General features: G+C 59.0%; 23 protein-coding genes. 8 read left to right on the forward strand and 15 right to left on the reverse strand.

Translation table 11 applies throughout. The features are described from left to right. Positions 1–83 precede the first annotated feature (83 nt). Both ACTG36_RS04480 and ACTG36_RS04485 read left to right on the forward strand, forming a co-directional pair. Positions 84–728 (forward strand): ribonuclease T2 family protein, encoded by a 645-nt coding sequence (locus ACTG36_RS04480; RefSeq protein ID WP_375279964.1) that lies wholly within the window; start codon positions 84–86, stop codon positions 726–728. 1 nt (position 729) lies between these two features. Further along, positions 730–1971: a glycosyltransferase family 87 protein gene (locus ACTG36_RS04485; RefSeq protein ID WP_375279965.1), complete on the forward strand. Its 1242-nt coding sequence runs from the start codon at positions 730–732 to the stop codon at positions 1969–1971. Here ACTG36_RS04485 and ACTG36_RS04490 read toward each other — a convergent pair. Both ACTG36_RS04490 and ACTG36_RS04495 read right to left on the reverse strand, forming a co-directional pair. Further along, entirely contained in the window at positions 1958–2929 is a 972-nt protein-coding gene (locus ACTG36_RS04490) for an NAD(P)H-quinone oxidoreductase (protein WP_375280066.1), read from the reverse strand. The genes ACTG36_RS04485 and ACTG36_RS04490 overlap by 14 nt on opposite strands. Next, positions 2926–3618 carry a COQ9 family protein gene (locus tag ACTG36_RS04495; RefSeq protein WP_375279966.1) on the reverse strand — a complete coding sequence of 231 codons (693 nt, stop codon included), beginning with the start codon at positions 3616–3618 and terminating at the stop codon, positions 2926–2928. The genes ACTG36_RS04490 and ACTG36_RS04495 overlap by 4 nt, the downstream gene beginning before the upstream one ends. A 114-nt stretch (positions 3619–3732) precedes the next feature. Here ACTG36_RS04495 and rpsU point away from each other — a divergent pair, with 114 nt between their 5' ends. Next, the gene (gene rpsU, locus ACTG36_RS04500; RefSeq protein WP_009159816.1) at positions 3733–3939 is read left to right on the forward strand and encodes a 30S ribosomal protein S21; all 207 of its coding nucleotides are present in this window, start codon (positions 3733–3735) and stop codon (positions 3937–3939) included. A gap of 296 nt (positions 3940–4235) precedes the next feature. Here rpsU and ACTG36_RS04505 read toward each other — a convergent pair whose 3' ends face one another. Together ACTG36_RS04505 and mscL are read right to left on the reverse strand one after the other, a co-directional pair. Continuing rightward, the gene (locus ACTG36_RS04505) at positions 4236–4697 is read right to left on the reverse strand and encodes an Lrp/AsnC family transcriptional regulator (protein ID WP_375279967.1); all 462 of its coding nucleotides are present in this window, start codon (positions 4695–4697) and stop codon (positions 4236–4238) included. Between the two features lie 153 nt (positions 4698–4850). Beyond that, positions 4851–5240, reverse strand: coding sequence for a large-conductance mechanosensitive channel protein MscL (gene mscL, locus ACTG36_RS04510; protein WP_375279968.1), 390 nt, complete (start codon positions 5238–5240; stop codon positions 4851–4853). A gap of 148 nt (positions 5241–5388) precedes the next feature. Between mscL and ACTG36_RS04515 the strand changes: the two genes are divergently transcribed. After that, positions 5389–6090: a glutathione S-transferase family protein gene (locus tag ACTG36_RS04515; RefSeq protein ID WP_375279969.1), complete on the forward strand. Its 702-nt coding sequence runs from the start codon at positions 5389–5391 to the stop codon at positions 6088–6090. A gap of 46 nt (positions 6091–6136) precedes the next feature. Here ACTG36_RS04515 and ACTG36_RS04520 read toward each other — a convergent pair whose 3' ends face one another. Together ACTG36_RS04520 and ACTG36_RS04525 are read right to left on the reverse strand one after the other, a co-directional pair. Continuing rightward, the gene (locus ACTG36_RS04520; RefSeq protein WP_375279970.1) at positions 6137–6583 is read right to left on the reverse strand and encodes a YtoQ family protein; all 447 of its coding nucleotides are present in this window, start codon (positions 6581–6583) and stop codon (positions 6137–6139) included. A gap of 33 nt (positions 6584–6616) precedes the next feature. Next, positions 6617–7240: a class I SAM-dependent methyltransferase gene (locus ACTG36_RS04525; RefSeq protein ID WP_375279971.1), complete on the reverse strand. Its 624-nt coding sequence runs from the start codon at positions 7238–7240 to the stop codon at positions 6617–6619. An 85-nt stretch (positions 7241–7325) separates the two neighbouring features. On the opposite strand from ACTG36_RS04525, the gene ACTG36_RS04530 reads away from it, so the two are divergent. Beyond that, positions 7326–8216: a LysR family transcriptional regulator gene (locus ACTG36_RS04530; protein WP_375279972.1), complete on the forward strand. Its 891-nt coding sequence runs from the start codon at positions 7326–7328 to the stop codon at positions 8214–8216. Here the strand turns inward: ACTG36_RS04530 and pheT are convergent. The 5 genes from pheT to pheS all read right to left on the reverse strand — a co-directional run bounded on the left by pheT (position 8213) and on the right by pheS (position 13653). Next, the gene (pheT, locus tag ACTG36_RS04535) at positions 8213–10612 is read right to left on the reverse strand and encodes a phenylalanine--tRNA ligase subunit beta (RefSeq protein ID WP_375279973.1); all 2400 of its coding nucleotides are present in this window, start codon (positions 10610–10612) and stop codon (positions 8213–8215) included. The genes ACTG36_RS04530 and pheT overlap by 4 nt on opposite strands. Positions 10613–10672: 60 nt before the next feature. Further along, positions 10673–10873 (reverse strand): phenylalanyl-tRNA synthetase subunit beta, encoded by a 201-nt coding sequence (locus ACTG36_RS04540; protein WP_375279974.1) that lies wholly within the window; start codon positions 10871–10873, stop codon positions 10673–10675. Beyond that, positions 10870–12072: a PqqD family peptide modification chaperone gene (locus tag ACTG36_RS04545; protein WP_375279975.1), complete on the reverse strand. Its 1203-nt coding sequence runs from the start codon at positions 12070–12072 to the stop codon at positions 10870–10872. Before ACTG36_RS04545 ends, ACTG36_RS04540 begins: the two co-directional genes overlap by 4 nt. A 16-nt stretch (positions 12073–12088) precedes the next feature. Continuing rightward, positions 12089–12481 carry a hypothetical protein gene (locus tag ACTG36_RS04550; RefSeq protein WP_375279976.1) on the reverse strand — a complete coding sequence of 131 codons (393 nt, stop codon included), beginning with the start codon at positions 12479–12481 and terminating at the stop codon, positions 12089–12091. 107 nt (positions 12482–12588) lie between these two features. Further along, entirely contained in the window at positions 12589–13653 is a 1065-nt protein-coding gene (gene pheS / locus ACTG36_RS04555) for a phenylalanine--tRNA ligase subunit alpha (protein WP_375279977.1), read from the reverse strand. Between the two features lie 126 nt (positions 13654–13779). Here pheS and ACTG36_RS04560 point away from each other — a divergent pair, with 126 nt between their 5' ends. Then, complete coding sequence (locus ACTG36_RS04560) at positions 13780–14859, forward strand: GGDEF domain-containing protein (RefSeq protein WP_375279978.1); 1080 nt, start codon at positions 13780–13782, stop codon at positions 14857–14859. A gap of 78 nt (positions 14860–14937) precedes the next feature. On the opposite strand, the gene rplT is transcribed toward ACTG36_RS04560, so the two are convergent. The 4 genes from rplT to pyk all read right to left on the reverse strand — a co-directional run bounded on the left by rplT (position 14938) and on the right by pyk (position 17356). Then, complete coding sequence (rplT, locus tag ACTG36_RS04565) at positions 14938–15300, reverse strand: 50S ribosomal protein L20 (protein ID WP_375279979.1); 363 nt, start codon at positions 15298–15300, stop codon at positions 14938–14940. 14 nt (positions 15301–15314) lie between these two features. Continuing rightward, positions 15315–15515, reverse strand: coding sequence for a 50S ribosomal protein L35 (rpmI, locus tag ACTG36_RS04570; RefSeq protein WP_085865235.1), 201 nt, complete (start codon positions 15513–15515; stop codon positions 15315–15317). A 134-nt stretch (positions 15516–15649) separates the two neighbouring features. Continuing rightward, entirely contained in the window at positions 15650–15874 is a 225-nt protein-coding gene (locus ACTG36_RS04575; RefSeq protein ID WP_375279980.1) for a hypothetical protein, read from the reverse strand. 30 nt (positions 15875–15904) lie between these two features. Continuing rightward, on the reverse strand, positions 15905–17356 hold the full coding sequence (pyk, locus tag ACTG36_RS04580; RefSeq protein WP_375279981.1) for a pyruvate kinase: 1452 nt from the start codon (positions 17354–17356) through the stop codon (positions 15905–15907). Positions 17357–17468: 112 nt separating this feature from the next. Between pyk and ACTG36_RS04585 the strand changes: the two genes are divergently transcribed. Together ACTG36_RS04585 and ACTG36_RS04590 are read left to right on the forward strand one after the other, a co-directional pair. Continuing rightward, complete coding sequence (locus ACTG36_RS04585; RefSeq protein ID WP_375279982.1) at positions 17469–18227, forward strand: N-formylglutamate amidohydrolase; 759 nt, start codon at positions 17469–17471, stop codon at positions 18225–18227. A gap of 1 nt (position 18228) precedes the next feature. Then, on the forward strand, positions 18229–18546 hold the full coding sequence (locus ACTG36_RS04590) for a DUF1244 domain-containing protein (RefSeq protein WP_375280067.1): 318 nt from the start codon (positions 18229–18231) through the stop codon (positions 18544–18546). Positions 18547–18574 lie beyond the last annotated feature (28 nt).

Consider the following 18574-nt stretch of genomic DNA (forward strand, 5'->3'; position numbering starts at 1 on the left):
CGCGCCCTTGAAGGGGCAGACCGTTTCAGGCCGGGTTCACGTTGTCGGGGAACTTGAAGTGTATATAGTCGCGCAAACGATTTATGGAAAGACCCGAAATGCTGCGCGCCTTTGCCCTGTTGATGATCCTTGCCCTTCCCGCCAAAGCCCAAGACGTGGCGGGTGAATTCGACTACTACGTTTTGTCCCTGTCATGGTCCCCCAACTGGTGCGCGCTGGAGGGTGATTCCCGTGGATCACCCCAATGCGACGACGACCGCGATTTTGGCTGGGTGCTGCACGGCCTTTGGCCGCAATACGAACGCGGCTGGCCCGCCGATTGCCGCCACACCTTCCGCAACCCGTCCCGCGCGGACACCGCCGCCATGGCCGACATCATGGGCACCAGTGGTCTGGCGTGGTACCAGTGGAACAAACACGGATCCTGCAGCGGGCTGTCGCCGGACGACTATTACGCCTTGTCACGCGAAGCCTACGGGCAGTTCACCCGGCCCGAGGTGTTCCGCCGTCTGACCGACCCGGTGACCCTTCCAGCATCCCTTATCGAAGAGGCTTTCATGCGCGACAACGAAGGCTTGGACGCCGATGAAATCACGATCACCTGCAGGTCTGGCCGCATACAGGAGGCGCGCATCTGCCTGACCCGTGATCTGGAACCGCGCCGCTGCGGGTCTGACGTGATCCGCGATTGCACGCTGGATGACGCGCTGTTCGATCCGGTCCGGTAGCGTGCCCCAACACCTTCAATACCTGTTGAGGGGGGCAATCGCTGCGGCTCTCTTCGCAGGATTCGTCACCACCTATTGGAACACTTGGGCGGTGGATCTGAGCGCGATCTACTTTGCCGCACGGTCCTTTGCACTGGACCAATTCGATCTGATCTATCTGTCCCAGCCGCAATTCTTCGGAACATCGGCCTCGGTCGAATGGCAACGCATGGCAGCGGAGCTAGGCCATGACGGCGTCGTCGTCCTGCCCTACGTCTATGCCCCCATATGGGCGGCAGTTCTGGCACCTGTGGCCGCGGCGATTGGGCCGATAGCGTTCTACAACGCGGTGCTGTGTCTTCATGCGGCGGCCTTGGTTGGATCGATCTGGGCAACTCTGCGTTTGGTGCGACTGCCAAAGGCTGTCGTGCCGTGGGCATGGGCCGCAATGGCGGCGATGGTTTGGGCGCTGCAACCCTATCACCTCGCCTTTTGGCTCAACCAGCCGCACATTCTGGTGACCTTTCTGATCCTTGCAGGCTTTGAACGATATCACGCGGGCCATGCCAAATGGGCGGGTGTAATTCTGGGCCTCGCCACGGCGCTGAAACTTAGCCCGATTATCTTTGGCCTGATCTTTCTGATGGACCGCAGATGGGATGCGGCAGCCGCGATGGCGGTGTCGGGTTTGGCCCTGTTGGGGGTCAGTATCGGCCTGAGCGGTGTGCCGCTTCACCTCGCGTTCTTGGATCAGCTGGCACGGGTTGGCGACAACGTTCTGGTGAACCAGCTGAACCTTGGGCTGGATGCCATTATCATCCGTGCGGCAGACCTGTGGTCCGGTGCGCCGACGTTGCCCCTTGCGGAGATCGATGTGCACGACGCCAACGGCGGCATTGCCGCCATCCGGTTGATCGTTCTGGTGCTGGGCGTGCTGGCCATCTGGCGGCTGCGCATATCGGGCCAAGCAACACGGAATGGTAGCCTGTTGTCCCTCTGGTCCCTCAGCATTCTGTGCGGCCCCTTGGGCTGGAGCCATTATCTGATCGGGCCGCTGATCTTGGCCTTGGCCCTTTGCATCAGCCGTCCGGCACCGCGCCCGATCTTGTGGTTCGGAATTGCCGCGATCCTCGTCTCAACCCCGTTGCGGCGGGTGTTTGAAGGGCGCGATGTTGATCCCATTTGGGTCATGGCAACAGGCGGGCTTTGCCTGTTGATCCTCATCGCCCTCGGCCTGCGGCGCGGCCAGCCTAACCGACCTTGAGGACGATTTTACCGATGTGTGTGCTGCTCTCCATCCGCGCATGGGCGTCGGCGGCATCGGCCAGATCAAACGTCTGATCCATCACAGGCGCCACACGGCCTGAGGCGAGCATGGGCCAAACATGTTGCCGGAGATCATCCGCAATGGCCGCCTTTGCCAAATCGGATTGCGGGCGCAGGGTCGATCCAGTGATCGTTAAGCGCCGCATCATCACTTGGGCGAAGTTCAATTCAACCTTCGGGCCTTGCAAGAATGCGATTTGAACAAGGCGACCGTCATCGGCCAATGCGCGCACGTTGCGCGGCAGATAATCCCCGCCCACCATATCAAGGATAAGATTTGCGCCGCCTTGGGCCTTCATGACCTCCACAAAATCATCCTCGCGGTAATTCACCGCGATTTCCGCGCCCAGATCACGACAGACCGCGCATTTGGCGTCACTCCCCGCCGTGGTAAAAACCCGCGCGCCAAAGGCATGGGCCAGCTGGATCGCTGTCGTGCCGATGCCCGACGACCCGCCATGGATCAACACCCTTTCCCCCGCCTTCAAGCCACCGCGCACAAAGACGTTGGACCAGACGGTAAAGAACGTCTCAGGCAGGCAGGCGGCCTGTTTCAGGGTCAGGCCCTCCGGCACGGGCAAGCAATGGGCCGCAGGTGTCACGACCTCTTGCGCATAGCCGCCACCGGGCAAAAGCGCGCAAACCGCATCGCCCACGGCCCAGTCGGTCACGCCGGGGCCAATCGCACTGATGGTGCCAGCGGCCTCCAACCCCGGCAGGGGGCTGGCCCCTTTGGGCGGATTATAAAGCCCCGCACGCTGCAAGGCATCGGGCCGGTTCACACCGGCATAGGCCACCTTGATCCGGACCTGCCCGTGGGCAGGCTCTGGCGTTGGGACGTCGGTCAGTTTCAGAACCTCGGGGCCACCCGCCGTCGTGATTTCGACCGCCTTCATCGTGGGGTCCGCCATGATCCTGGCAAATCGGATGGCGGCGCACCAGGCGCTGTGATCCGCGACGTCAGCTGGCCCAGAACCGATGCAAAAGGCTTGGTGAAGGGGTTGGCATTAACCGATGCCTTGAACTTTTCGAACTGCATCACATTGTCGATCCGCCGGTCAATGAAAGCCGACGTTGCCTGACCATCCAGACTGTCATCCCCCAACCAATACAGAACCACCGACGCATAGACCGCCGACAGCGTGGCGCGTTTTGTGTACCAGTTCACATCGTCTGATTGGTCGCCCAGGGCCGTCCAAATCGCATCCGCCGTCCCCCAAATAAGCTTCGACCCTTCAGGCGCCATATGCGGCAACGCGAACAAGACCGATCCGCGGCGTACGGCCTCTTTGTCGTCGACAGCATCCAACCGTAGGCGGATCGCATGGGCGACCCTGTCGCGGAACCGCATATCGCCAAGGTCCGCGGCCTCAAGGGCCGCGACCATCGCGCGATCGCCTTCTTTGTGAAACAGGATCGCCAGATCAACAGCCCCGCGTGGGCAGGCGGCGCGGGCCTCATCCGCTGTGAGGTCACTGTCCCCCACAGCCGCGCGGAAGGCGTCATCGGTCCAGCCATCGAAGGCCACATGGGGCAGAATCGCATCCAGCAATTCCAATTGACGGGGGTCAGTTTGGGACGTCATGTCAGCTTGCCTTTCAGGGGTTTGCGGTACTCTAGACAAGATAGAACCCCTTTGCTATACGGCCACTTCCTGCAATTCCTTGCAAATCAAACTTAGAAAGGTGGTGAAAACCACATGCAGGTTAGTGTTCGTGACAACAACGTCGATCAGGCGCTTCGTGCCCTGAAGAAAAAGCTCCAGCGTGAGGGCGTTTTTCGTGAAATGAAGCTCAAGCAGCATTTCGAAAAGCCGTCCGAGAAAAAGGCGCGCGAGAAGGCCGAGGCCATTCGCCGTCAGCGCAAGCTGGCTCGGAAGAAAGCACAGCGTGAGGGGATGCTCTAAGCACCTCTGAACACGTTAAGAATAAGAAAGCCCCCGCACCGATTACCGGCGCGGGGGCTTTTTCGTTTCGCGATCGGCGGTCGGTTTAAGCGATGCCTGCAAGACGCAGGATCACGACAACAACGACGATCAGGCCAATGATGTAAAGAATGTTGCGCATGTCGTTACACCAGATTGATGATTGCAACGACGACAACAACGAGGCCGATAAGGCTGAGAATTCCGCGCATGGTATGTCCCTTTCTAGGTTTGGTTGTATCCATAACCCCCAAAGCGCCGCTTTGGTTCCGCCGCCCTTAAACCGGCAGGGCCGTCGTCTGCCGGACGGTGCGCAATGCGAAAGACGATTGCATCCCCTGCACACCGGGCAGGCTGGCCAGATAACGCCGGTGGATGCGCGCGAAATCTTCGGCGTCTTCGGCGACGACTTTTAACAGATAATCCGCCTGCCCCGCCATAAGATGACATTCCAACACGTCCGGCACCAAGGCCACGGATTTCTCAAACGCCGCCAAAACATCATCCGCCTGTGCACGCAGGGTGATTTCCACGAACACGGTCGTCTTGCGGTCTACTTTGCGTGGATTGACCAAGGCCACATAGCCACTGATAAAGCCGTCCTTTTCCAGCCGTTGAACCCGTCTGTGGCAGGCCGATGGGGACAGGTTCACCTTTTCAGACAGCTCCGCGTTGGACAGACGGCCTTCGCGTTGAAGGGCGGAAAGGAGGCGACGATCCGTCTCATCAAGGTCAGACATGCACTATCTTTCGAAAGTTGGGGCGCAAGGCGCAATAATCTCGCCCAAAGATTACGACCAACATTCCCACAAAGACCAGCCCTGCTGGCCGTTGAAAACACAAAGGCCCGCCGGAAAACCGACGGGCCAGACCTAAAAGTCTTAGGGTTTTTTTTACTTCTGCGCGCGCAGGGCGTCGCGGATTTCCATCAGAAGCTCTTCTTGCGTTGGACCAGCAGGTGCTTCGGGCTCTGCCTCTGGCTCTGGGCCTTTGGCTTTGTTCACGGCTTTGACGAGCATGAACACAACGAACGCAATGATCAGGAAGTTGATCAGGGCCATGATGAAGTTACCATACGCGAAGACAGCACCGTCTTCACCTTCGGACAAGCGATATCCCAGCGACGAGAAATCGATACCACCCATGAACAAGCTGATGATCGGGTTGATCAAGTCAGCAACAAGGCTGGATACGATGGCCGTAAAGGCCGCGCCGATGATGATACCAACGGCCATGTCCATGACATTGCCCTTGGCGATGAAGTCTTTGAATTCTTTAATCATTTTAGTTCCCACTGTTTGGCTACCACGCATTACAATTGTGCACATGCGCTCACGCGCACAGTGTTAACGCATTTTTCGCACACCACCAAAGGGTTATAATCTGTGACATTCCCCCCAAATTCAGTCGGGCAACACGAAAGGAAACCCCGTGACTGACCTGTCGAATTTCCCCATCACCGCCCGTTGGGCCCCGCAGAACCCCGACGTCATTCAACTGTATTCGTACCCCACGCCCAATGGCGTAAAAGTGTCGATCGCGCTTGAGGAAATGGGGCTGGCGTATGAACCCCACCTCGTGACCTTGTCGGACGCCGATGTGAAGTCTGACGCCTTCCTCAGCCTGAACCCCAACAACAAGATCCCCGCAATCATTGACCCCAACGGGCCAGACGGCGCGCCATTGGGGTTGTTCGAAAGCGGCGCGATCCTGATCTATCTGGCAGAAAAGTCCGGCAAGCTGCTGGGCAAAACGGCCTCTGAGAAAGCCAAGATCATCCAGTGGGTGATGTTCCAGATGGGCGGCCTTGGGCCGATGTTCGGGCAGATGGGCTATTTCGTCAAATTCGCGGGTTCCGAGATCGAAGACCCCCGTCCGCGTCAACGCTACATTGACGAAGCCAAGCGCCTGCTGGCCGTTCTGGAAAAAGAACTGGACGGCAAAGACTGGATTGCCGGTGATTTCTCTATCGCGGATATCGCGATTGCCCCATGGCTGAGCGCGCTGGAATTCTACGGCACCAAAGGTGTGGTCGGGTTCAACGATCTGACCAACGTGCCCGCCTACCTTGACCGTTTTATGGCCCGTCCGGCGGTTGAAAAAGGCAAGACGATCCCGGACCCGAAGGGCTAAACCCCGCCCAGATTGGCCCGCAGCGTTTCGTCTGCGGGCCGACTGGCTAGCCTGGAAGCGTTCCGGTCAAAACATACCGCAGGATTTGGACAACCTGTGACGGCTCCCGCGCAACGGCGAGGGCTGCGGCATCAACCTCCTTCAAGGCATGGTCGTGATCGGGTTGCTGCAACACGATCAGGGATTTCCCCAAAGCCGCCGCATAGCCCGCGTCAAACGCCGCATTCCATTGGCGGTACTTTTCGCCAAATCGCACAACAACCACGTCTGCATCCGCGATCCCCTTACGGGTGCGGATCGCGTTGACCATGGCACCCTTATGGTCATGCCAATACTTGTCATCCTCCGCCCCAAGGATCGCGACCCCGCAATCGTCCGACGCGCCGTGATCGGTCACGGGGCTGTGGAACGCAATCTCAAGGCCCTTGGCACCCTCAATAATCTGATCGCGCCAATCCGTGTGGATTTCACCGGATAGGTAAACGTTAAGCATGTGTCGCCTCCTCTTTGGCGACCACTTAGCACGTCACTGTTTGCGCGCCACGATGTAGCGGGACATGGCGGGGAAATTTCCGGCCTCCACAATGTCGAAGCCTGCAAATGTCAGGCTGTCCTCAAAGTACTTCTGCGTGAAAAACCGCACGTCAGGCGCTTTGCCCAGCATCTTCATCGGCGGGATCATGGCGCGGATCAGATGACGTTTGAACCCGATGACGGGATCGGCAAGGCAGGGCGTTTTGCTGATCAGATAGCCCCCTTTCGGCAATTGGCGGTGAATGTCGGCAAGGATGTCTTCGAACTTGGCGACCAGATGGAACAGGTTGAAGGCGAGGACCACCTCGAAGGGACCGGGCAGTTTGACGGCTTCTTCCGCGGACATCGCCTCAAACCGGACGTCACCGGTCGTGGGGCGGGCGCGTGCGATGTCGATCATTGCGGGCGAAATGTCCGTACCGGTGATCTGCCCCACATGGGGCGCGATCTGCGTCGCGGTGTTGCCCGTTCCGCAGCCAACCTCAAGAACGCGGTCCATCGACATTAAATACGACAACGTGCGGCCCAAGGTGTATTCATAGGACTCCATATCCTTGATCGGGTCGGTGGCGTATTTGGGCGCGATCTTGTCCCAGAATGATGCGGCGTTTGTCATGGGTCTCTCCTTACTGGGGTATGTATAACCCAATGACCTGACCCAAGGAATTGACGAAAAACGCAAGACATCTATACGTTTACGTATGGATATTGATGCCAACCGGTTGGACTGGAACCACCTGCGCGCGTTTCTGGCCGCCGCAGAGGCGGGGTCCTTGTCGGGTGCCGCCAAGACACTGACCCTAACGCAACCCACGCTCAGCCGCCAGATTGCGGCGCTTGAAGACAGTTTGGGGCTGCTGCTTTTTGAACGGGTCGGGCGCGGTCTGGCGATCACCCAAGCGGGGCGTGAATTGCTGTCCCATGTTCAAGATATGGGGGCCGCGGCCCAACGTGCAGGCCTGACCGCAAGCGGCCAACGGTCTGACCTCAGCGGGTGGGTCACCATCACCGCCAGCGATATCATGGCCGCCAACCTATTGCCGGGAATTGTGGTCGATCTGCGCAAAGTCGCCCCTCAGTTGGCGATTGAGGTGGTGGCCACCAACGACATTTCCGATCTAATGCGCCGTGAGGCGGATATCGCCATCCGCCACATGCGCCCCGAAGAACCCGAACTTGTCGCACGACTGGTGCGTGAGGCCGTGGGGTATTTCTACGCCAGTACGGAGTTTCTGGACCGCGTCGGGCGGCCGCGAACACTCGAAGATATCAACGTCATGGATTGGGTCAGCTACGGCAACACCGACCGGATGATTGATTATATGACGGGCCTTGGACTGACCCTGACGCCGGCCAATTTCCGTGCCTCATCCGAGGACGGATTGGTGGCGTGGGAAATGGCCAAGGCGGGTCTTGGCGTTTGCCCCATCGACGATGTGGTGGGCAGCGCGACGCCGGGTATGGAAAAGGTCCTGCCCGACGTTCTGAAAGTCGCCTTCCCCATTTGGCTTGTCGCCCATCGGGAGCTTCACACCAGCCCGAAAATCAGGCTGGTGTTTGATCTGGTCGCCAAAGCGCTAAAGGACCGTTAACCGCGCAAAGTGCCGCCGGTGGCCTTTGTCACCTTGTCGATAATCTTGGCGCTGACGGCCTCAATATCGGCATCTTTCAACGTGGCATCCACGGGCTGCAAACGCACCGTCATAGCGAGGGATTTTTTACCCTCACCCAGACTACCACCGATGAATTCGTCAAAGACGCGCACATCATCGATCAGCGCCTTGTCGGCCCCCACGGCGGCGTTGACAGCCGTCAACGCATCCACGGTCGTGTCCATGACAAAGGCAAAATCCCGTTCAACCGCTTGAAGATCAGGAATGTAGGCCGCACCACGGTTGGCGGTTTGTTTCTTCGGCAACGGGATCTCAGCGGGGAACAGGGTAAAGCCCACGACCGGCCCTTTCACGTTCAGCGCGTTTAGGATCTTGGGGTGAATTTCACCGAAAATCCCAAGCATCTTCTTTGGGCCCAGACAGATTTTACCGTGACGGCCCGGATGCCATTCTGGCCCCGCATCCCGCAGGATCTGCACCTTCGCTGGCGCACCCATGGCGGACAGGATTGCCTCGGCGTCGGCCTTGGCATCGTAGATATCGACGTCACGGGATGCCCCGTGCACGTCCTTGGCGGTGGTTTTACCGACCAAGATACCGGTCACGCGGGTGTGCTGTTCGCCGGGCTCACCGCCCTGAAAAACATCGCCAGCCTCAAACAGGGCCATGTTGTTGAGGCCACGGGCCTGATTGCGGGCTGCGGCCTGCAACAGACCGGGCAACAAGGCGGGCCGCATGTGCGACATTTCAGAACTGATGGGATTGGCCAGCATGGTCGCGTCGGTGCCGCCACCGAACAATTCAGCCGCCGCTTTGTCGATAAAGCTGTAGGTCACGCATTCGTTGTACCCCAAGGCCGCCGTGGTCCGGCGTGCCATGGACAGACGTTTTTGCATAGGTGTCAACACGGGCGCAGGCACGCCGGCGCGCTGGCGGGCCATAGGCTGGGGTTTGAGGTTGGTGAGCGACGCCATGCGCGCGACTTCCTCGACCAGATCAGCCTCCCCCATGACGTCAGGGCGCCAAGACGGCACCTGCGCCATATCGCCATCCATGACAAAGCCAAGGGCAGTCAATGTGGCGCGCTGTTGATCGGCAGGGATGTCCATGCCCACAAGCGATGAACACCGCGCCGTATCGAGTTTGTAGGCACGTGAGGTGTCGGGGATTTCACCGGCCTGCACGACCTCAGACGCGTCACCGCCTGCGATATCCACGATCATGCGCACGGCATGTTCCAGACCCTCAGGCGTGAACGCGGGGTCAATGCCCCGTTCGAAACGGTACCGCGCATCGGAATTGATCTTCATCGCGCGGCCCGTGTAGGCCGTGCGAATGGTGTCGAAATAAGCGGCCTCCACAAAGACATTCACCGTGTCTTCGGTCACGCCTGTGCGCAGCCCACCCATGACACCGGCAATGGATTCCGGACCTTCGGCATCGGAAATCACGGTGGCGCCTTCAGGGAAGGTGTAGTCTTTTTCGTCAAGTCCGGTCAGGGCCTCGCCCCCTTCGGCACGGTGCAAACGCAGGGCGTTGCCGGTGATCTTGTCGGCGTCAAAAACGTGCAACGGACGGTTCAGATCATAGGTGAACCAGTTGGTCACATCCACGAGGAACGAAATCGGACGCAAGCCAATGGCGCGCAACTGCTGTTGCAGCCAATCAGGGCTGGGGCCGTTTTTCACACCCTTAATCAGGCGGCCAAAAAACACAGGCGCTTGGCCAAGGGTGTCTGCGTCAATCGTCACCGACACAGGGCACGGGAAAGACGCCTCAACCGGATCAACGGTCAGCGGTTTTAACGTGCCCAGACCACGGGCGGCCAAATCACGGGCCACACCGCGCACGCCCAATGCATCGGGACGGTTGGGGGTGATCGCGATCTCGATCACAGGGTCGACCTTGGCCGCATCATGTTCGGCCAGATAGTCGGCAAAGCTTTGGCCGATCTCTCCGGCGGGGAGTTCGATGATGCCGTCGTGTTCCTCGCTCAGCTCCAGTTCACGCTCGGACGCCATCATGCCGTGGCTTTCGATACCGCGGATTTTGCCCACGGAAATGGTGATGTCGAGGCCGGGGATATAGGTGCCGGGGCGGGCCACAACGACGGTAATCCCTTCGCGCGCATTGGGTGCGCCACAGATGATTTGCGTTGGCCCTTCGCCATACTCCACCGTGCAGACGCGCAGCTTGTCCGCGTCGGGGTGTTTTTCCGCCGCTGTCACCTTACCGATGATAAAATCGCTGAGTTTCGCAGCAGGGTTTTCGATCCCTTCAACCTCAAGCCCGAGATCGGTGAGGGCCTCTGCAATAGCATCCACAGAGGCATCCGTGTCGAGGTGGTTTTTGAGCCAAGAGAGGGTGAATTTCATCGCGTCAGGTCCTGCCAAATAAGGTGTTGGCGGGGGTTTAACGGAAAGGCCCAGCGGGGGCTAGTCCTTGCGGGTCTTCGCCTTGAGCCATTGGTTCACCGCAAAGACCGGCAGAATGATCACCGCCCAGCCCAGTGCGTTAAGACCGGTCAGCCGACGCTTGGCCTCTAACGGAATATCGGGGTCACGCCACAACCCGATATGGGCGACCACGATCAACGTCACGAGGACGGCTAACCCAAGTTTTGACCGCTTTGTCATGTTGCCCTCGCGATGAAGCCCACGCGCAAAAAACGGCGCAGCAGGTCGGTCACGGTGTCGCGCAGTGCGGAACGCTCCACATCCGGCAGAGCATCAGCCAGAAGGTCAATGAGGTCGCTGGGCGAAATTGCCTCCTCAAGCAGGTCCAGAACATGTGCCGCGATTGCGTCAAACTGCAGCATCCGTTCCCCGTCACAGCTGGCCCCGACCCAAACGTCGCCAGCGGGGTACAGGACTGCAAAACGTGTGCGCTGGTAGGCGCGCATAAAATCCAAAGCGGAGCGATCGGGGTGCGGTCCGGGGTGTGGGAACTGCACGTCCTGTCTGGGGGCCGGCAGCAGATGGTCAAGGCCAGACATCACAAGGTCTGCTGCCTCGCCAACATCACTGTAGGTCAGGCGCACCGCTGGGGCGGTCTGGGTCAATGTGATCAATGCGCTCAGCGCTTCGCCCGCTGGCAAGCCACGGGAGAAATTCTGCTTGGCCAGTGCGGCTAGAACGTCCCCCGAAGGCACCTCCGACAGGGTCGTGGGCCCATCGTCTGCACGGTCCAGCAGCACAATTGACCGGATGGGGGCCACCATGCCGTGCGCAGCAACAGTCTGTCCGCCGACATAGCGATACTGCTTGTTTTCAGGACCGGGGTTCGCGCCAACAAAGGTCAGCACCTCGGGCGGCAGCCCCTCTGGCAAAGGCAAACGCAGGCGCGCAGCGATCCCTGTGGCATGCCCAATCAACGCCCCGCTGGGACCGCGGTCAACCAGCAGATAATCATCGGTAAACAATCGCGCCCCACGGGCCATCAGTGCCACAGACAGGGTCGATTTCCCCGCCCGTCGCAAGGCCGGGAACAGTGTCAGCCCGCCATCGCCCTCAACAGCGGCGGCGTGAAAACACAACCTGTCCGGCGATTGCGCGATCAACGCCGAGGCGAGAATGCTCAGCAGATCGCAGATGACATTCACCTGAGTCTTGTGGATGCGGGGTTCAGTGGTGTGAGGGGACTGGATCAACCATGCGGTGCCATTAAAGGCCAGCACGGCGCAAGGAACCTCGGGGCCGTATTCGGCCGGTACGGTCCGTTTTACAGTAAAGGGCCAGCAGGGAACGTACCCCGCCAGCCCTGTCACCAGATCATCGCAATCAACGCAGCGGACTGGGGCCGAAAGCCCCTGAAACCAGATATCGTGAACGGTCACTGCACCGATGGGTCAATTAGTTTGCGATGCGCAGACCGGCATCGGACAGACAGGATTCAAAACTGCTCTGGCTGGTGCTGGACGACTGGCAGTTGCCAATGGACGCATCAATATTGGCATCGCCCGTAGACGCGATGGACGGTGCGCTCCAATCGGAGGCCTCAGAGGCGGAGGGTGCTGATGCAGCAGAATAGGCCGACGACGCGGAGGATACCGAAGACGCCGACGAAACCGACGATGCGGGCGAAACCGATGAAGCGGACGAAACCGATGAAGCGGACGATGCTGAAGACGTGCCAGAGCTATGACTGGCCGCCATGACCGACATGGTCGGAGCGAAGACACCGGCTGTGGTAAGTCCAGCAAGACGCGTCAGCGCCGCACGACGGGACAGGGTTTTGGTTGTCATGATTTAATCCCTTAAGACTGATTAGGCCAAAACATGGCTTCTGCCTAGTTATTAGGCAATTAAGTCCTAAAGATGGCATCAATCATGGCGGACTTTCGCCGGCGGTTTCAGGTGCCGCCATGCACTGTTGGGACCTGCAACGCGCTAAACCCGTAGTGTTTCAGCCAACGTAGATCGCTTTCAAAGAAGGCGCGCAGGTCGGGGATGCCGTATTTCAGCATCGCGATCCGGTCGATCCCCATCCCGAAGGCAAACCCCTGCCATTCATTGGGGTCGATGCCGCCCGCTTGCAGGACTTTGGGATGCACCATGCCGGACCCCAAAACCTCAAGCCAATCGTCGCCTTCGCCCACTTTCACAGTACCGCCTGAGAAATCGCACTGGATGTCGACCTCGGCGCTGGGTTCGGTGAACGGGAAATGCGACGCACGGAAACGGGTTTTCACCTTGGTGCCGAAGTAAGCGGTGAAGAATTCCTCTAGCGTCCATTTCAGGTTCGCCATTGAGATGTCTTTGTCGATGGCCAGACCTTCGACCTGATGGAACATAGGCGTGTGGGTCTGGTCATAATCGGCACGGTACACGCGGCCGGGGCAGATGATGCGGATGGGTGCACCCTGTTCTTCCATAGACCGGATTTGTACGGGGCTGGTGTGGGTCCGCAGCACGTGGGGCGGGCGGTTATCGCCTTCGGCGCGGTGGGTGTAGAACGTATCCATCTCGGCCCGCGCGGGGTGGTGGCCGGGGATGTTCAGCGCGTCGAAATTGTACCAGTCGGATTCGATTTGCGGGCCTTCGGCAGTGGCAAAACCCATGTCCGCGAAGATAGCTGTGCATTCTTCCCAAACCTGACTTACCGGATGGATCGTGCCCTGACGCCGGTCCCGTCCGGGCAAGGTCACATCCAACCATTCCGCCTTCAGCCGTTCATCAAGGGCGGCATCGGCAAGGCCAGCCTTCTTGGCGGACAGCGCGGCGTTAATCTCATCCTTCAGCGCATTCAAAGCGGGGCCGGCGACCTGCCGTTCCTCCGGCGTCATCTTGCCCAGTTCACGCATCTTGAGGCTGATTTCGCCCTTTTTGCCGACAGCCTGCACGCGCAAGTCTTCGAGCGTGGATTCGTCCGCAGCGTTCCCGATAAGGTCGAGGTATTTGGATTTCAGATCGTCCATGAGGCTGGCCCTTCGTCATTTGATGCCCTGCTACCGTGCAGCCGCCCGTTCTGCAAGACGGGCGGGCGTTAACGCGATCTTAGGGGCCGACCATTTAAGGACCTTCGAAACCTTTAGGCCGACCTTATGACCGATCTGAACGATGTCCTTGACCCTCTGTTTGCGGCGTCCCATCCCGATGTGATGGCGCGCACCACGATGGAGGCCACACTACCGATTGCCTTTTTAACGGATGTGTACGCAGCAGAAGAAAACTCGGATATCCTTGCCGCCTATGCCCGTTGGACCCGGCGGATCATCGGGTCCGAAAACTGTTCAATTTCCCTGATCCAACCGGACACATCCCTCAAGATGTTGGCGATTTCAGGCGAAGAAACGATCGAAACCGATACGGTCCGCGCGCTGACGGCCTCAGCCGTCGGGGCGGTGGTGATGCGCAGGACGGGCCTGTTCGTTCCCTGTTTGGGCGATATACCCGTCGCTGCGGCCCAGACGGCGGCCAATAACGGGTTCCAATGTTCCTACGTGGCCCCGATCCTCGCAGGTGAGACATGTTTTGGCACCCTCACGGCGAGTTTTCGGGTCGAAAGCGTGCGCCCCGCACGCGTTCTGACTGTGATTGAGGCTATGGCCCTGTGCATGGGGTCGCAGATGCTCCTCGTTGAACAGATGACGCGGCTGCGTGATGTCGCGTTAACCGACCCGCTGACCGGCACAAACAACCGCCGCGCGTTGGACGAAGCGACACCTTTGACGTGGGAAAAGTGGGAGAAGGAAAAGGTGCCCTTCGCCATCCTCGCCCTCGATATTGATCACTTCAAATCCGTCAACGACACCCACGGTCATACTGTAGGGGATGAAATCCTCAAACAAATGGCTCAGCGGATCATGGATCAGGTGCGCGAAGACGATATGGTGGTGCGTTTGGGGGGCGAAGAATTCGGCGTGCTGTTGCCGCGCACGAAATACGACACGTCCTTGCAAGTCGCCGAACGCATTCACGCGGCCATCCGGTCTGCGCCCTTTCGAGTGGGGGACCTTGTCTTGCCCGTCACGGCAAGTTTTGGCGTGACCGAGATTGCCTCTGACGATGTGTGCGCCGAAGATGTCTTGGAACGCGCGGATCAGGCACTTTATGCGGCCAAACGGTCAGGACGCGACCGCGTGATCCGGTTCGATCACACCCGGTCCATATCGGCGGCCTAGCGGGGCGCAGCAGGGGCTCAGAAACGCAAAAGGCCGCCCCGAGAGGAGCGGCCTTTCTCAATTCATATCGCATCTGGCTTAGGCCATAGCAGCCTTTGCTTTTTCGACGATCGCGCCGAATGCTTCAGGCTCGTTCACAGCCAGATCGGCCAGAACTTTGCGGTCCACTTCGATCCCAGCCAGGTTCAGGCCGTTGATGAAACGGGAATATGTGAGAGTTTCGTCAAGCGAGCGCACAGCCGCGTTGATCCGCTGGATCCACAATGCGCGGAAGTTGCGCTTACGGTTGTGACGGTCACGTGTTGCATACTGGTTGGCCTTATCAACGGCCTGACGTGCAACTTTGAAGGTGTTGGAACGACGGCCATAATAGCCTTTCGCTGCATCCGTGACCTTCTTGTGACGACGATGAGTAACGGTTCCGCCTTTGGTACGAGACATGGTCTACCCTCCTCTTAGCGTGCGTAGGGCATCATGGACTTGACGATTTTCTCGTCAGCCGCACAAAGCGTTGTGGTGCCGCGCGCATTGCGCAGGAATTTGTTGGTGCGTTTGATCATGCCGTGGCGCTTACCGGCCTGACCGGCCAGAACGCGGCCAGAGGCCGTCACTTTGAACCGCTTTTTGCAGCTCGATTTGGTCTTCATCTTAGGCATTTCCGTCTCCTCTTAGGTGCGGTCATGAAACGCGACTCGGCATGCCAAACTGGCCGGTCGCGCGGGTGGAGTGGGGCGTGTAGCCCGCGTTTGCATGTATGGCAAGAGGATTCGCGCAAAAGTCGGGCGCGATATCAGTTCACGAAGCGGCCAACCACTGACACGAAAACATCCGGTATATCGGCGATGGAATAGCCCCCCGGATTGTCCCGAATGGCCAATACGATCAAACCGCCCGCGATCATCACCGCAATCGACGCAGCACGGGGCACACGTCCATCGGACAACGACCCCATGATTGACGGAATCGAAAACGCACCGACCACAAGGCCGATCACCAACATCAGATCCGGATCCATACCCTACCCTCAACTTACCGTTAAAGAACGTTACTCCGAAGACCCAGCCAAAATCAAACTTTCGTCGCAGGGGGCAACCCGCAGGATATTCGTGCTGCCCGGCGTGTTGAACGGAACACCGGCGGTCACCACGATCATATCGGATTTTCCGGCGATACCGGTTCCGGTCGCAGCGCGGACTGCTTCGATCACAGCGGTCTTGAAACGGTCCACGACTTTCACCGATTTCACGCACGTGGTCCCCCAGCTGAGGCACAAACGGCGGATCGTATTCTGGTCACTGCTCAGCACAACAATCGGCACCCGAGGCCGTTCACGTGACGTCAAAAGTGCCGTGGTGCCGGACTGCGAATAACAACAAATCGCTTTGATGTCGGCCGTTTCCGCAATTTCACGGGCGGCGGCCACGATGCCGTCGGCCACGGTGCGGCCATCGGATTTGCGGCTGGCGGCGATGATGTCGGTGTAGGTTGGATCGGCCTCAACCTCGACTGCGACGTTGTTCATTGTCGTCACGGCCTCAATCGGGAAATCACCGGCGGCGGATTCAGCGGACAACATGATGGCATCGGTGCCTTCGTAGATGGCCGTGGCAACATCGGACACTTCGGCCCGCGTGGGCATTGGGCTTTCGATCATGCTTTCCAACATTTGGGTGGCAACGATCACGGGCTTGGCCGCGGCACGACACTTGCGGATCAGCTGTTTCTGGATCGGCGGCACGTTCTGGACAGGCAATTCCACGCCCAGATCACCACGGGCCACCATAATGCCATCGCTGACGGCAAGGATATCGTCGAAGGATTTTACGGCCGCGGGCTTTTCGATCTTGGACAGGATCGCCGCACGGCCCTTGGCCAGCGCGCGCGCCTCATCCACATCGGCGGGACGCTGCACAAAAGACAAGGCCAGCCAGTCAACACCCAGATCACAGACAAATTCGAGGTCCTTGCGGTCCTTTTCGGACAAAGCCGCCAGGGGCAGCACAACGTCGGGAACGTTCACACCCTTACGGTTGGAAATCGTGCCTGCGACGACGACTTCGCAATCAGCAAAATCGCGGCCGCAGTCTTTGACGCGCAGCTTGATCTTGCCGTCGTTGACCAACAGATGCGCGCCAGGTTCCAGCGCGTCGAAGATTTCTTTGTGGGGCAATTGCACCCGATCTTTTGTGCCGGGCGCATCATCCAGATCCAGTCGGAACGCCTGACCAACCACAAGATCTTCGCCATCATCATTGGCAAAAACACCAACGCGCAGCTTGGGCCCTTGCAGGTCAGCCAAGATCGAAATCGGACTATCAAGGTCCTTTTCAACCTGCCGGATAATCGCGTGCCGCACTTTGATTTCAGCATGGTCGCCGTGGCTCATGTTCAGGCGGAACACGTCAGCGCCCGCTTCATGGAGCGCGCGGATCATCTGGTAGTCGTCGGAGGCCGGGCCAAGGGTGGCAACAATCTTGACGTTGCGATCGCGTTTCATGGTGGTATTCCTCTGGGTCTGCGGCGGAAGGCGGTTCAGTTACCGCTAACGTTGGCGGTCTTATAGCGGAAATCAGGCAGGCTACAACTGCCCTCAGAAGGTTGACAATCAGATGACGGATGCAGGGTTTCAGCCGGTCTATATTCATGGCGAAGATCGGTCATCACGCTGGCTGATCACGTGCGATCATGCCACCAACACTGTGCCGCCTTGCGTGAATGGCGGTGACCTTGGGCTGCCCGCAGCAGACATGGCCCGCCACATCGCCTATGATATCGGGGCTGCAGGCGTCACATGCGCGTTGGCAGACACATTGGGGGCACCGGCGGTTCTGTCGAATTTTTCGCGGATGGTCATTGACCCCAATCGCGGCCTGCATGACCCAACTTTGTTGATGAAGCTTTATGACGGATCGGTCATACCGGCAAACCGGCATGCGGACGCGGATGAAAAAGCGCGGCGCGCCGATGCGTTCTATGCGCCCTATCATGATGCCATCGCGCAGCTGGCCGCCCGTCAGGATGATACGGTCATTGTGGCTGTGCATTCGTTCACCCGCCAACTGCGCGCCCGCCCACCGCGCCCTTGGCATATTGGCATTCTCTACGCGTCAGACAGACGCTTGTCAGACCCGTTGATGGATATCTTGCGGGCCGAAGATGATCTTTGCGTCGGCGACAACGAACCCTATGTCGGGCATTTACCTGGTGACAGTATTGATCAGCACGGATTAAAAATGGGCCGTCCCAATACATTGATCGAACTGCGCAACGACCTGATTGAAGACCCCGACGCACAGCACGCGTGGGGGGCGAGACTGGCCCCCCTTTTGGAACGTGCCCTACAGCAGATGGAGACGACACATGCCTAAACTGGACGCCCAGACCCAGATCGAACTTGAGGCGGCAGCCTTCCGCCGCTTGCAACGGCATCTGATGGAAGACCGCACGGATGTGCAGAACATCGATATGATGAACCTTGCGGGGTTTTGCCGGAACTGCCTGAGCCGCTGGTATCAGGAAGCCGCCGTAGAGCGGGGCATCGAGATGTCCAAAGACGAGGGCCGGGAGGCTTTTTACGGCATGACAATGGACGACTGGAAGGCCAACTTCCAAACCGATGCGACGGCAGCGCAAGGGGCGGCATTTGAAAAATCGTTTGAGGAAAACGTAACTTCAAAACACAGGTGATATCGCCTGCGGCGGGCGGGCGAACAAA

The sequence above is a fragment of the Pseudooctadecabacter sp. genome (assembly GCF_965657175.1).
Taxonomy (GTDB): Bacteria; Pseudomonadota; Alphaproteobacteria; order Rhodobacterales; family Rhodobacteraceae; genus Octadecabacter.